General features: G+C 74.3%; 12 protein-coding genes, 1 tRNA gene and 2 pseudogenes. 7 read left to right on the plus strand and 8 right to left on the minus strand.

What is annotated here, in order from left to right:
- Positions 1-69 precede the first annotated feature (69 nt).
- Positions 70-1068 (plus strand): NADP-dependent oxidoreductase, encoded by a 999-nt coding sequence (locus AF335_RS11780; RefSeq protein WP_102918277.1) that lies wholly within the window; start codon positions 70-72, stop codon positions 1066-1068.
- 14 nt (positions 1069-1082) lie between these two features.
- Here AF335_RS11780 and AF335_RS11785 read toward each other — a convergent pair whose 3' ends face one another.
- Positions 1083-1880 carry a VOC family protein gene (locus AF335_RS11785; RefSeq protein WP_102918278.1) on the minus strand — a complete coding sequence of 266 codons (798 nt, stop codon included), beginning with the start codon at positions 1878-1880 and terminating at the stop codon, positions 1083-1085.
- A 1367-nt stretch (positions 1881-3247) separates the two neighbouring features.
- On the opposite strand from AF335_RS11785, the gene AF335_RS11795 reads away from it, so the two are divergent.
- Together AF335_RS11795 and AF335_RS11800 are read left to right on the plus strand one after the other, a co-directional pair.
- On the plus strand, positions 3248-4396 hold the full coding sequence (locus AF335_RS11795; protein WP_102918280.1) for a PLP-dependent cysteine synthase family protein: 1149 nt from the start codon (positions 3248-3250) through the stop codon (positions 4394-4396).
- 59 nt (positions 4397-4455) lie between these two features.
- Positions 4456-5691: pseudogene (locus AF335_RS11800) on the plus strand (MFS transporter).
- Here the strand turns inward: AF335_RS11800 and AF335_RS11805 are convergent.
- Positions 5678-6526, minus strand: a complete 849-nt coding sequence (locus AF335_RS11805; protein WP_102918281.1) for a helix-turn-helix transcriptional regulator — start codon at positions 6524-6526, stop codon at positions 5678-5680. The pseudogene AF335_RS11800 and the gene AF335_RS11805 overlap by 14 nt on opposite strands.
- A 161-nt stretch (positions 6527-6687) precedes the next feature.
- On the opposite strand from AF335_RS11805, the gene AF335_RS11810 reads away from it, so the two are divergent.
- Positions 6688-7500: an alpha/beta fold hydrolase gene (locus AF335_RS11810; protein ID WP_102918282.1), complete on the plus strand. Its 813-nt coding sequence runs from the start codon at positions 6688-6690 to the stop codon at positions 7498-7500.
- Between the two features lie 47 nt (positions 7501-7547).
- A complete protein-coding gene (locus AF335_RS35550; RefSeq protein ID WP_244926995.1) occupies positions 7548-7673 on the plus strand; it encodes a DUF6126 family protein in 126 nt (41 codons plus the stop codon).
- Here the strand turns inward: AF335_RS35550 and AF335_RS11815 are convergent.
- Positions 7638-8606 carry an AraC family transcriptional regulator gene (locus AF335_RS11815; RefSeq protein ID WP_102918283.1) on the minus strand — a complete coding sequence of 323 codons (969 nt, stop codon included), beginning with the start codon at positions 8604-8606 and terminating at the stop codon, positions 7638-7640. The two genes, AF335_RS35550 and AF335_RS11815, sit on opposite strands and share 36 nt — an antisense overlap.
- 102 nt (positions 8607-8708) lie before the next feature.
- Between AF335_RS11815 and AF335_RS11820 the strand changes: the two are divergent.
- Positions 8709-9569: pseudogene (locus AF335_RS11820) on the plus strand (NmrA family NAD(P)-binding protein); the annotation flags it as partial.
- A gap of 120 nt (positions 9570-9689) precedes the next feature.
- Here AF335_RS11820 and AF335_RS11825 read toward each other — a convergent pair.
- From AF335_RS11825 to AF335_RS11845, 5 genes are all read right to left on the minus strand, one after another.
- On the minus strand, positions 9690-10112 hold the full coding sequence (locus tag AF335_RS11825) for a hypothetical protein (RefSeq protein ID WP_102918285.1): 423 nt from the start codon (positions 10110-10112) through the stop codon (positions 9690-9692).
- Positions 10113-10192: 80 nt separating this feature from the next.
- Positions 10193-10279, minus strand: a tRNA-Ser gene (locus AF335_RS11830).
- 90 nt (positions 10280-10369) lie between these two features.
- The gene (gene tadA / locus AF335_RS11835; RefSeq protein ID WP_102918742.1) at positions 10370-10891 is read right to left on the minus strand and encodes a tRNA adenosine(34) deaminase TadA; all 522 of its coding nucleotides are present in this window, start codon (positions 10889-10891) and stop codon (positions 10370-10372) included.
- A 203-nt stretch (positions 10892-11094) separates the two neighbouring features.
- A complete protein-coding gene (locus AF335_RS11840; RefSeq protein WP_102918286.1) occupies positions 11095-11643 on the minus strand; it encodes a tRNA adenosine deaminase-associated protein in 549 nt (182 codons plus the stop codon).
- 255 nt (positions 11644-11898) lie between these two features.
- Positions 11899-12165, minus strand: coding sequence for a hypothetical protein (locus AF335_RS11845; protein WP_102918743.1), 267 nt, complete (start codon positions 12163-12165; stop codon positions 11899-11901).
- 201 nt (positions 12166-12366) lie between these two features.
- Between AF335_RS11845 and upp the strand changes: the two genes are divergently transcribed.
- The gene (gene upp / locus AF335_RS11850; RefSeq protein WP_102918287.1) at positions 12367-13002 is read left to right on the plus strand and encodes a uracil phosphoribosyltransferase; all 636 of its coding nucleotides are present in this window, start codon (positions 12367-12369) and stop codon (positions 13000-13002) included.
- Positions 13003-13092 lie beyond the last annotated feature (90 nt).

Here is a 13092-nt window from a genome sequence, read left to right on the forward strand (position 1 = left end):
TCATGGAAGGGTCCGGTCCATCGACGGCGAGGGCTGGGACGGCTCCCGCACGCTCCCTACGGTGGGCCCATGACCAGCACCTTTCGCGCAGTTCAGCAGATCTCCCGGCCGCACGGCATGCCGGTGCCCGGCGACTTCGCCTTCGTCGAGCGGCCGATGCCGGAGGTCGCGCCCGGCACCGCCCTGGTGGAGAACCTCTATCTGTCCGTCGACCCGTACATGCGGGAGGCCATGGACGCGGAATGGAAGCTGGAGCACCCGCTGGAGGGCCGTTCGATCGGCCGCGTCACCGCCTCCCGCGACCCGGGGCTCGCGGTCGGCGATCTCGTCTTCCACCGGGCCGGGTGGCGTACGCACGCGCTGGTGAGCCGGGCGGAGGGGGCGCGGGTGCTGCCCCGGCACACGGGGGTGCCGGTCGGCTCGTACCTCGGTCTGCTCGGCGGTACGGGCCTGAGCGCGTACGTCGCCCTCACCCGGATCGCCGGGCTCCAGCCCGGCGAGACCGTCTTCGTCTCGGCCGCGGCGGGCGGCGTGGGCAGCGCGGCCGGCCGGCTGGCCAGGCTGCTGGGCGCGGGCCGGGTGATCGGCAGCGCGGGGTCGCCCCGGAAGGTCGCGCACCTCGTCGGCCGCCTCGGGTTCGACGCCGCCTTCGACTACCACGACGGCTCGGTCGGCGAGCAGCTCGCGAAGGCCGCACCGGACGGCATCGACGTGTACGTGGACAACGTCGGCGGCGACCACCTGGAGGGCGCGATCTCGGCCATGCGCGACCATGGGCGGATCGCCTGGTGCGGAGCGGTCGCCCAGTACAACAGCGCGGAACCCCCGCCGGCGCCCCGCAACCTCTACGACATCGTGGAGAAGAGCATCCGTCTGGAGGGCTTCCTCGTCCGCCAGTACGGCGACGCACAGGCCGAGTTGGAGGACTTCCTGATCCCGCACATCCAGGCGGGCCGGGTGACGCAGGACGAGACGGTCGTCGACGGGTTCGACGGCGTGGTGGACGCCTTCCTGGGCATGCTGCGCGGCCGCAACACCGGGAAGATGCTGGTCAAGCTCGGGGACTGAGGGCGCCCCGGACCCTACGCGTCCGCCATCGGCGGCATCTCTCCCTCCGTCTTCCCCGGGTCGATCACGGAGAACGCCGCCCCTTGCGGGTCGGTCAGCGCCGCGAAGCGGCCGAACGGGGTGCTCATCGGCCCGAACTTCAGCTCGCCGCCGCCCTTTTGCGCCTTCTCCACGGCGGCGTCGCAGTCCGCGACGGCGAAGAAGATGTTGACGTACGGCGGGACCTCGGCCGGGAATTCGTCCGCCATCACCATCCGGCCCAGGACGGTGTCGTCACCCAGGTCGAAGACCTTGAAGTCGACCTGGGGGTCGTCCATGCGCCGGACGCGGTAGGGGAAGACGGCCGGGAAGAAGACGTCCGCCTTCTCCGGCTGCCGGGTGAACACCTCGGCCCAGCAGAAGGATCCGGTCTCGCCCCGCTTCTCGAAGCCCTCGTGGGTGCCCGCCTGCCAGACGCCGAAGGCCACCCCGCCGGGGTCCTTCGCGAGCAGCATCGAGCCGAATTCGCCGACCTGCATCGGCCCCATCACCACCTCGCCGCCGCTGTCGCCGATCTTCTTGGCGGTGGCGGCGGCGTCGGGCGAGGCGAAGTACAGGCACCAGGCCGCCACGGGGTCCGCCTGGCCCGGCATCGGCGGCACCACCGCGGCCACCGCTTTGCCGTCCGAGTACGCCTGTGTGTAATTGCCGAACTCCGCCGAGCTCTCGGCGAAAGTCCAGCCCAGCAGATCGCCGTAGAAGCCTTTCGCGCCCTCCACATCCGGGAACATCGCGTCGGCCCAGCACGGCATGCCTTCCGGTAGCGCGACCATGGTCCTGGCTCCCTCCACAACAGGTTGAACAGTCCCGTTTCCCACGCTAGTCAGTCGGCCGGGGGCCCGCACGGCAGGAGGCCGGGGCCCCGGGGGCGCGCCTCTGCCCCCTCCTGGATCCCGCCTGTTTACCGATGTTTACCCCTGTTTCACCGGTGAAGCGTCGATTGCGGGGTATGCGCCACGCCCGGGCGAGTAGGCGGCACACTTCCGCGTGCTGCTGAATTGTCTTCTATTCACTGCGTTCGTACGCGAATAAAGGCGCCTACAGCGACCGATATCCGGGGCATCCCCCATGTTTATCGCGGGAGTTGGCCGGAGGGAGTTCCCAGATGGCGGCCGCTTACGGCACGATGACCGCATGGCCACGGCTCCGCCGCATGTCGGCGTGCTGCGAGCCCGCCTTTCCGCGGCGGGCCCCTGGTGGCTTTCCTGGATGGGGCTGCTGCTCCTCGCGCTCCTCTACAGCCACGGCATGACGACGGAAGGCGCCTCGGCCCATCCGGTGCATCCGGGGTTGACGGCCTTGTCCGCTGCCGCGCATTCCGCCGCCGGTCATGGGGGCGGCTCCTCGGCCGGATCCTCGGCGGTCGCCTCGACAGCCCCTTCGCCGGGCCTTTCGCCGGACTCCGCTACGGGTTCCGGTTCGGGTTCCGCATCCGGTGCCGCGCCGGGTTCCGTAGCCGGTGCCGCCCCCAGCGCCGGCCGCGGCCTCGCGGCCGGGCCTCCGGCCACCGGGCGTGGCGTGGCGCCCGCCCCGTACAACAGCCATGACGTCTCGCACGCCACGCAGGACTGCCTGTCCGGGGCCGTGCGGGATATGACGGGGCTGGGCGCGTTGTGTGTGGTGCCGGGGGTGGGTGGGCCGTTCTCGTACGGGCCCGGGTGGGGTGTCGTGCGGGTGGCGGGGGGCGGGGGCGGGGTGCCTTCGTCGGTCCTCTCGCCGGTTCTGCGGATCTAGGCCGCTGCGCGGGGCTTTGTCCCCTACCCGCCCCTTCCCTCCCCCAGCTACCGCTGGGAGGTGCCCCCATCCGGGGGCTTCGCCCCCGGGCCCCTTTCCGCGCTGCCGCGCGGTGGCCTCAATCGCCGGCCGGGCTGGATTTCGCTCCTGTCCGGGGACGGCTTTCCCGTGCCACGGGTCGTCCTTTCCGCCCGGTTCCGGGCAACAACTCAGCCCGTCCGGGGGCACCTCCTGGGGGCACCCCCAGCGGTAGCTGGGGGAGGTAGCCGGGGGAGCTTGAGGACCGGGGCCCGGGGCGGAGCCCCGTTCGGGAAGGGGCGGGGCGGGGACAAAGCCCCGCGCAGCGGCAGCACCCCGCCCGCCGCCACACCACCACCGGCACCCCCGACCCCGCGAAGGAACCCCCATGCCTCCCACACCCCCTCCCGGCCCCGCCGGACTCGTCGGCGACACCCCCGTCCTCCGTATCTCCGAGCCCCTCTGTCCCCCCGGCCGCGGCTTCTGGGCGAAGCTCGAAGGGTTCAACCCCGGTGGGATCAAGGACCGCCCGGGGCTGCACATGGTCGAGCGGGCCCGCGCCCGCGGGGAGCTGGCGCCCGGCGGCATGGTCATCGAGTCCACCAGCGGGACCCTCGGGCTCGGGCTGGCGCTGGCCGGGATGGTGCACGGGCACCCCGTCACGCTGGTCACCGATCCAGGGCTGGAACCGTCCATGATCCGGCTGCTGACCGCCTACGGGGCCCGGGTCGACGTCGTCCGCGAGCCGCATCCGGCCGGCGGCTGGCAGCAGGCACGCCGTGACCGCGTGGCGGCGTTGCGGGACGCGCACCCCGGGGCCTGGGTGCCGGACCAGTACAACAACCCCGACAACGTCGCCGCCTACACCCCGCTCGCCCTCGAACTCGCCGGGCAGCTCCGGCACATCGACGTCCTCGTGTGCAGCGTGGGGACCGGCGGGCACTCCGCCGGCGTGTCCCGGGTGCTGCGGCAGCTCCACCCCGGGCTCCGGCTGGTCGGCGTGGACACCATCGGCTCCACGATCTTCGGTCAGCCCGCCCGCACCCGGCTGATGCGCGGCCTCGGGTCGAGCATCTACCCCCGTAACGTCGCCTACGACAGCTTCGACGAGGTGCACTGGGTCGCCCCGGCCGAGGCCGTCTGGACCTGCCGGCGGCTGGCCGCCTCGCACTACGCCAGCGGCGGCTGGAGCGTCGGCGCCGTCGCGCTGGTCGCGGCGTGGCTGGCCCGCACGCTGCCCCGGGACACCCGGATCGCCGCGATCTTCCCCGACGGCCCGCAGCGCTATCTGACGACGGTGTTCGACGACGACTACTGCGCCGCGCACGGCCTGTGCGAGGGTCCGCCGGCCCCCGAGCCCGAGGTCGTGGGCCGGCCCGACGAGAAGGAGGTCACCCGCTGGACCCGGTGCACCCAGGTCGTCGACCCGGTCGGCGCGCGGCACGCACCCGCGTCCGCGCCCGTACCCACGTCCGCACCCGCGGCCACACCCACCGGAACCCCCCTCGCACCCGCCCCCGAGGGCGGCCCGCGGTGAGGCCCGGCCCCGGACCGCTGGCCCAGGCCCGCTCCTTCGGCACCGTCACCCAGCTCCTGATGGTCAATCAGTTCACCATCAACCTCGGCTTCTACATGCTCATGCCCTACCTCGCCCAGCACCTCTCGGGAAACCTGGGCATGGCCGCCTGGACCGTCGGACTCGTCCTGGGCGTACGGAACTTCAGCCAGCAGGGCATGTTCTTCGTCGGCGGCACCCTCGCCGACCGGTTCGGCCACAAACCCCTCATCGTCTCGGGGCTGGTCCTGCGCGTCGCCGGCTTCGCCGTCCTCGGGCTCGTCGACACCCTGCCCGCCCTGCTGGCGGCGTCGGCCGCCACCGGCCTCGCGGGGGCGCTGTTCAACCCCGCCGTACGGGCCTGCCTGGCGCAGGACGCCGGGGAGCGCCGGGTGGAGGCGTTCGCCCTGTTCAACGTCTTCTACCAGGCGGGGATCCTGCTCGGCCCGCTCGTCGGCGTCCTGCTGACCGGGGTGAGCTTCCGGCTGACCTGCCTGGTCGCCGCGGCCGTCTTCGCCGTCCTGTCGGCCGTGCAGCTCCGCGCCCTGCCCGCGAGCCCGCCCCCGGGGACCGCCCCCGGGGAATCCCTGGCCTCGGTGCGCGCGCAATGGCGCGCGGTGGTCGCCAACCGGCCCTTCCTGCTGTTCTCCCTCGCGATGATCGGCTCGTACGCCCTGTCGTTCCAGGTCTATCTGGCCCTGCCGCTGGAGGTCCGCCGGGTGGCGGGCGACGACGGCGTCGGCACCGTCGGCGTGGGGCTGCTGTTCGCCGCCTCCGGGCTGGCCACGGTCGTGGGACAGACGCGGCTGACGGCCTGGTGCCGGCGGCGGCTGGGCGCCGGGCCCGCGCTCGTCGCCGGGCTGGCGGCGCTCGGGCGGCCTTCCTGCCCCGCTGGCCGCGACGGCGGCCCCGGTGCCGGCCGGCGGGCCCGCGCGGTGGGCGCTGGCCGTCCTGCCGCCGCTGGCCTCCGCGCTCCTGCTGGCGCTGGGCACGATGCTCGCCTACCCCTTCGAGATGGACACGATCGTCGCCCTGTCCGGGAACCGCTACGTGGCCACCCACTACGGCCTCTACAACACCATCTGCGGCATCGGCATCACCCTCGGCAATCTCCTCACGGGCGCCGCGCTGGACGCCGCGCGCTCCGCGGGGCGCCCGCCCTGCCGTGGGCCGCGCTCGCCACCCTGGGCGGCGGCTGCGCCGTGGCCGTCCTCGCCCTGCACCGCACCGGCCGGCTGACGGCGGCCCCGGCGGCCGGGGGCGTCAGGCCGGGGTGAACTGCCCGTTGCCCACGACCCGGAGGAGCGCCAGCCGGTCCGCCGTGTCGGTGCCCGGCGGCGGGGTGAAGAGGACGAGACGGTGGTCGCCCTCGGGGGCCAGCAGCACCTGGCAGTCGAGGTCGACCGCGCCGATCACGGGGTGCAGCACCCTCATCCGGCTCCGCCTGCGCACCGCGACCTCGTGGCGCTCCCACAGCTCCGCGAACTCCTCGCTGGCCGCGCGCAGCCGCTCCACCAGGCGTACGGCGGCCGGGTCCGCGCCTCTGCGGGCCACCGCGGCCCGCAGGTCGGCGGTGTGCACCCGGCTGTGGTGCGCGTGCTCCTCGACGGGGTACGCGGCACGGTTCGCCGGGTCGGCGAACCACCGCCAGACCACGTTCCGGCCGTGCTCGGAGACCGTGCACACCCCGCCCAGGAGCGTGCGGGACAGGGCATTCTGCGCGAGGACGTCCCCGAGGTCGTTCAGCACCTGGGCGGGGGTGCCCGTCAGCTGGTCGAGGAGGTGCAGCAGCCCGGGGGCGACGTGGTCGCCGGCCGCGCGCCCGGCGGGCGGCCGGTGCCCGGCGAGCACATGGAGGTGGTCGCGCTCGTCGCCGGTCAGCCGGAGGGCGCGGGCGAGCGCGGCGAGCATCTGCGGCGAGGGCTGCGGGCCCCGGGCCTGCTCCAGCCGGATGTAGTAGTCGGCCGACATGCCCGCGAGCTGCGCCACCTCCTCGCGCCGCAGGCCCGGCGTACGGCGCCGGGGGCCCTCGGGCAGGCCCGCGTCCTGGGGGCGGATCCGGTCGCGGGACCGGCGCAGGAAGTCGGCGAGGGCACGGCGGTCGATCGTCATGACGATCATCCTCGCCGATGCCGTGGCCGCGAACCAGGGACCGGCGGTCCCAGGGTGGGCGGGGCTCTCCCGGGGCGGTGCGCACGGCGGAAGAGTGGTGATCGCCGGGCGGACGCACCGCCCGGCGCAGCCCCCCCTTGAGCCTCCCGAGGAGCCCCGCCATGCCCGTCGTCCCCGTCGCCGACGCCCTCGTCCACTACGACCGCTTCGACGCCACCGCCCCCGACGGCTCCCCCGCCCTGGTGCTCGTCCACGGCACCGGGTCCGCCGGCGCCGCCCTGAACTGGGGGCAGACCGTTCCCCGCTTCACCGGCAGGCGCACCGTCCTCACCCCCGACCTCTCCGGCACCGACCGCACCCGGGACGGCGGCGGGCGGCTCACCACCGAGGGGCTCGCCGCCCAGGTGATCGCCGTCATCGAGGACGCCGGCACCGGCCCGGTGGACCTGCTGGGCTTCTCGATGGGCGCCCCCGTCTCCGCCGCCGTCGCCGCGCTCCGCCCCGACCTCGTACGACGCCTCGTCCTGGTGGCCGGCTGGGCCCGCACCGACGGCGACGAGTACCTCCGCAACCTCTTCACCCTCTGGCAGCGCCTGGGCGACCTCGACCCCGAGGGCTTCGGGCGGAGCGTGGCCATGACCGGGTTCAGCCGCGGCTACCTCAACGCCATCGGCCGCGAGGGCTTCGAGCAGCTGGTCCCGAACATGCCGCCCACCCCCGGCACCCTCCGCCACGTCGACCTCGACCTCCGTGTCGACATCCGCGACCTGCTGCCGCGCGTCGAGGCCGAGACCCTGGTCATCGGCTGCGCCCAGGACGCGACCGTCCCGGTGGAGCACAGCCGGGCCCTGCACGCCGCGCTCTCGCGGACCACCACCGCGTCGTACACGGAGATGGACGCCGGGCACGTGGTGTTCTTCGAGAAGGCGGACGAGTTCGTGCAGCGGGTCACCGACTTCGTCGAGGCGCCGTGACCGCACGACGACGGCCCGCGACCGGACCCGCCCGGTAGAATCACGGGGTGGAGAGCGAGAAGTGGCAGCAGAAGCAGGTCGCCCTGCGCGTGCTGGTCTACGTCTTCGTCACCCACCTCTTCGCGGGCTTCGTCTGGCTACTGTTCTACCTCGGCGGCCACGCCGACAAGTGAGCCGGACGCCACCTCCGCAAGGGCCGCCGTCACCGCCGCCCGGTGCGCGCTCGGGCTCGTACCGCGCACCCGCTTGAAGGCGGCGCTGAAGCCGAAGGCGTCCGCGTACCCCACCCGCCGGGCCACCCCCGCGATCGTCGCGCCGGGCTCGGCCAGCAGGTCCGCCGCCAGCGTCATCCGCCACTCCGTGAGGTACGCCAGCGGGGGCTCGGCGAGCAGGTCGTTGAAGCGCTTGGCGAGCGTGGAGCGGGACACCCCGGCCTCCGCCGCCAGCGAGGCGAGGGTCCAGGGCCGGGCCGGCTCGTCGTGCATGGCCCGCAGCGCGGGGCCCACGGCGTCGTCGCCGAGCGCCCGGTACCAGGCGGGCCGCGCGGCCTCGGGGCGGTCGAACCAGTCCCGCAGGGTGCACACCAGCAGCCAGTCCAGCAGCCGGTCCACCACGATCTGCCGCCCGGGGCGGACGGCGGACAACTGGGCCTCCAGATAGGCGCGCATCCCCGAGCAGTCGTCGTCGTCCGCCACGACCACGACCGGCGGCAGCACCCGCAGCAGCCGGCGCGGCACCTCGCCCCGGACCCGGTACGCGCCCGCCATCAGCACCGTACGGCCGTCCGGCGCCGCTTCCCCGCCCTGCCGGGCGCCCGGCTCGCCGCAGCGGATGTCCCGCGTCAGCCCCGGCCGGGCCGCCGACGCCGGGTCGTCGGCGAACACGAACGGCTCGGGCCCGCGCACGATCGCCGCGTCGCCCACCCGGATCCGGCGCGGCTCCCCGCCGCCGCCCGGGACGATCCAGCCCTCGCCGCGCAGCGGCACGCACAGCGTCAGATAGGCGTCGCCGGTGAAGCGCAGCGCCCACGGCGGGGACAGCACCGAGCCGCCGAACAGGGCGCCGTTGGCGCGCACGCCTCGCAACAGATCGTCGAACGGGTCCATGGCCTCACGATATGCGGCCCCCACGGCCCCTCGTACGGACGCACATGGCCGCCGGACGGACGGCCATGGTCCGCGGCCCCCGCACGGGGTTGGCTGGAGCACATGACGACGACGAGGAACACGACGGAAGAGACGACGGGGACGACCGCCACGGGCCCGGTCCTGGTACTGGGCGCGACCGGCAAGACGGGGCGCCGCGTGACGCGCCTGCTGCGCGCGGCCGGCGTGCCCGTACGGGCCGCGTCCCGCTCCGGCGAGGTGCGCTTCGACTGGGCGGAACCGGCCACCTGGGCGGGGGCGTTGGAGGGCGCGACGGCGGCCTACGTCATCGCCTCCGACGCACACCCGGACGCGGTGGGCGCCTTCACCGAGCAGGCCGTGGCCGCGGGCGTCGGCCGCTTCGTGGCGCTCTCCGGGCGCGGCATCGACGAGGTGGGCCCGGACTTCGGGCAGGGCATGGTCGCGGCGGAGCGCGCCGTGCGCGCGTCCGGGGCCCGGTGGTCGGTCATCCGCCCCAACAACTTCAACCAGAACTTCGACGAGGACGTCTGGCACCAGCCCCTCCTGGACGGCCGGCTGGCCCTGCCCATCGGCGACGTGCCGGAGCCCTTCGTCGACGCCGACGACGTCGCGGAGGTCGCGGCGGCGCTGCTGACCCGGGACGGGCACGACGGTCAGGTGTACGAGCTGTCGGGGCCGCGCGGCCTGACCTTCGCCGAGGCCGCCGAACAGATCGCGCGTGCGGCGGGCCGCCCGGTCACGTACGTGGAGCTGACGCCGGAGGAGTACGAGGCGGAGCTCACCGCCGCGGGCTGGCCGGAGACGGGGGTGCGGTCCATGAGCGCGCTGTTCGCGCTGCACCGGACGGGGATCTCGGCGGTGCCGGTGGACGGGGTGCGGCGGGTGCTGGGGCGGGAGGCACGGGGGTTCGAGGCGTATGTGGAGAGGGGGGTGGCGGCGGGGCGTGGTGACGCGGCGGGGGCGGGTGCGGGTCGCCGCGGCATGGGGCCTTCCCCTGCCCGCCCCTTCCCGCCGCACGGCGGGGCCGACGCCCCCGGGACCGCGACCCCGCCACCGGTCGGACTACTCCGCTCCGCCGAGCGACGGCGGTGACTCCTCCGGCAGCAGGTACCGGCCGAGATGCGCCGTGAGGAAGGCGGCGAGCGCGTCCGCGTCGGCGGCCGGGGCGGGGAGGTCTCCCGGGCGGGGTGCGTGGAGCCGTAGCAGTTCGTCCCGCAGCCGGGTGTCGAGGAGCGGCGCCCGGTAGCGGTCGATCGTGCCCAGGAAGAAGATCCGCTCGAAGATCCGGCGGGCGGGGCAGCGCCCCGACCGCGGCTCGTCCGACTGATGCTCGTCCCGCCACGAGCCGACGTGGAGGAAGGCGGCGCGCTCCAGCGCCCCGTCCAGGACGGGGGTCGGGAGGTCCTTGAGGTTCCAGTAGATCCGGGCCTCGTCCTCGGGGACGGGGGCCGGGACTGCGGCCAGCCAGAGGTGGTATTCGCTCACCGGATCACCCTGGCACGAGGCCGGTATGCGAAGAACCGCCCCCGGTCTGCTCGCGCAGACCGAAGGCGGTTCTCCTGAAGCGGTAGCGGTGGGATTTGAACCCACGGTGGAGTTGCCCCCACACACGCTTTCGAGGCGTGCTCCTTAGGCCGCTCGGACACGCTACCGAGAGAGAGCTTAGCGGACGTTGGGCCGTGCTCTGAAATCGGTTCCCGGGGAGAGGTCCGCGAGCGGCCCGCGAGGGGCTTCCGGTGAGGTCAGAGGGCCCGGAAGAAGTCCGTGAGGAGGGCCGCGCACTCCGGGGCCAGGACGCCCTCGATGACCTCGGGGCGGTGGTTGAGGCGGCGGTCGCGGAGGACGTCCCACAGGGAGCCGGCCGCGCCCCCCTTCTCGTCGACCGCGCCGTAGACGACCCGGTCCAGGCGGGAGAGGACGATGGCGCCCGCGCACATCGTGCAGGGCTCCAGGGTCACGACGAGGGTGCAGCCGGACAGCCGCCACCCGCCGACCGCCCGGGCGGCGTCGCGGATCGCGAGGACCTCGGCGTGGCCGGTCGGGTCGCCGGTGGCCTCGCGTTCGTTGCGGCCGCGGCCGATGACGGAGCCGTCCGGGCCCAGCACGACGGCTCCGACCGGGACGTCCCCGGTGCCGGGGGCCAGGGCGGCCTCCGCGAGGGCGGCCCGCATCGGGGACCGCCACGGGTCCCGTACGGGATCGGGGTCGTGTGCGGGACCGGGCCTGGGGTCGTGCCGGACGGGGCCGGGGACGGCTTCGTTCATCGCACCAGTGTGCGCGAGCGCCGCGCCCGCGTGCGCGCGGACGCCGACGGCCGGGTGCGGCACCGGGTGGGCGACCCCGCGCCGTACCGGCGTGCGCGCGGACGCCCGGCGGCCGGCCGTCGTGGCCGGTGGCCGGGACGACCGGGAGGGGGCGCCCCCGCGCCGCGGGGACTCATGGGGACGGCGGGCGCGGCCGCAGGCCGTCAGCGGACGGCCTCCAGGACGTCCGTGCAGCCGAGCAGGTCCGCGATCTCGCCGAGGGCGTCCTCGCTGAGGGCGTTGAGCTCGCGCTCGCCCATGCCGAGGTCGGCGAGGATCTGCCCGTCGCCCAGCGGCCCGGCCGGCACCGGGGCGGCGGCGTCCGGGGCGTCGGCCTCGTCCTCCGCCGGCTCCGGTTCGCCGTCCTCCGTGCCGTCCAGGTCCGGGAGGCTGTCCAGGTCCTCCGTGATGTCGTCCCGGCCGAGCAGCTCGTCGGCCAGCAGGGCTCCGTAGGAGCTGCGGCTGGCCGCGGCGGCGTCCGAGAGATAGACGCGGGGGTCGTCCTCGCCGTCCACCCGGACGACGCCGAACCAGGCGTCCTCCTGCTCGATGAACACCAGGACCGTGTCGTCGTCGACCGCGGTCTCGCGGGCCAGGTCGGCGAAGTCGGACAGGGTTTCCACGTTGTCGAGGTCTGTGTCGCTCGCTTGCCACCCGTCTTCGGTGCGCGCGAGCAGTGCGGCGAAGTACACCGTGACTCTCCCACTGGTCATAGGCGTTGCCGGGCCGGACGGGGACCACCCCGCCCACTCGGAATCGTGGCAGAAAGCGGGCCGTTGCGAGAGGTCTTCCGCGCTGCGTCGTGCAGCAGTCCGAAGAGATGTGCCTCACGTGGGGGCCTTACGGAGGTCATCGGGACGGGCGTGTCACGGCCGGATCCGTACCGGATTCCCTACCGGATCCGTGCCGGGTCACCGTCGGACCGGCAACCCGATCGGCACCCGATCAGCACCCGATCGGCGCCGGACTCACCATCTGAAGGTCCGCATCCGCATCTGCTGGCGCATCCGCGCGGCCCGGGCCCGGCGGGGCTGCACCCGCTCGCGGAGCTCCTTGGCCTCGTTCAGCTCGCGGAGGAACTGGGCCCGTCTGCGTCTGCGCTCCGTGTCGCTCTCCTGCTCCGAAGCGCCTCCGGAAGCGCTTCCGGGAGCACCTCCCGGGGCGCCCGGGGAAGGATCCGCCGGGCCCGTCCGGCCCGCCGCGCCCGGATTCTCGTGGGTCTCTTGGTCAGCCATGGGCAGCACCACCTCGCGCCGAGGTCCTCGCCCGGCGAGACAGACCGGGCGTACGTGCCCACTTTCCCCCTAAGTGGTGGTTTGATGCCAGTGCGGCGACAGACCTGTCGGAGACTTTGGACGTTCCTTGGCCCCGCTTGGAAGACGCCGGTGCCGACCGCGCGGGAGCTGGTGCCCGAAAGCTCGGTTAATGTCGGTGTCATGCGGATCCACGTCGTCGACCACCCCCTGGTGGCGCACAAGCTCACCACCCTGCGCGACAAGCGCACCGACTCCCCCACCTTCCGGCGTCTCGCCGACGAGCTGGTCACCCTGCTCGCCTACGAGGCCACGCGCGACGTGCGCACCGAGGAGGTGGCCATCGAGTCCCCGGTCACGGCGACCACCGGTGTGAAGCTGTCGCACCCCCGCCCCCTGGTGGTGCCGATCCTGCGCGCCGGGCTCGGCATGCTGGACGGCATGGTCCGGCTGCTGCCGACCGCCGAGGTGGGCTTCCTGGGCATGATCCGCAATGAGGAGACCCTCAAGGCGGAGACCTACGCCACGCGTATGCCGGAGGACCTCTCGGGCCGCCAGGTCTACGTCCTGGACCCGATGCTCGCCACCGGCGGCACCCTGGTCGCGGCGATCAACGAGCTGATCGAGCGCGGCGCGGACGACGTCACGGCGATCACCCTGCTGGCCGCCCCCGAGGGCGTCGAGGTCATGGAGCGCGAGCTCGCGGACGCGCCGGTGACCGTGGTCACCGCCTCCGTGGACGAGCGGCTCAACGAGGACGGCTACATCGTCCCGGGCCTCGGCGACGCGGGCGACCGCATGTACGGCACCGCGGGCTGACCGACCGCCGCACCACAGCACGGAACGCGTACGGACCGGCCGAGCGCCGGTCCGTACGCGCGTGTGCCAACGGGCGCGCGGCGTCAGCCC

Origin of the sequence: Streptomyces eurocidicus, assembly GCF_002891295.1 — a bacterium.
GTDB lineage: Bacteria > Actinomycetota > Actinomycetes > Streptomycetales > Streptomycetaceae > Streptomyces > Streptomyces eurocidicus.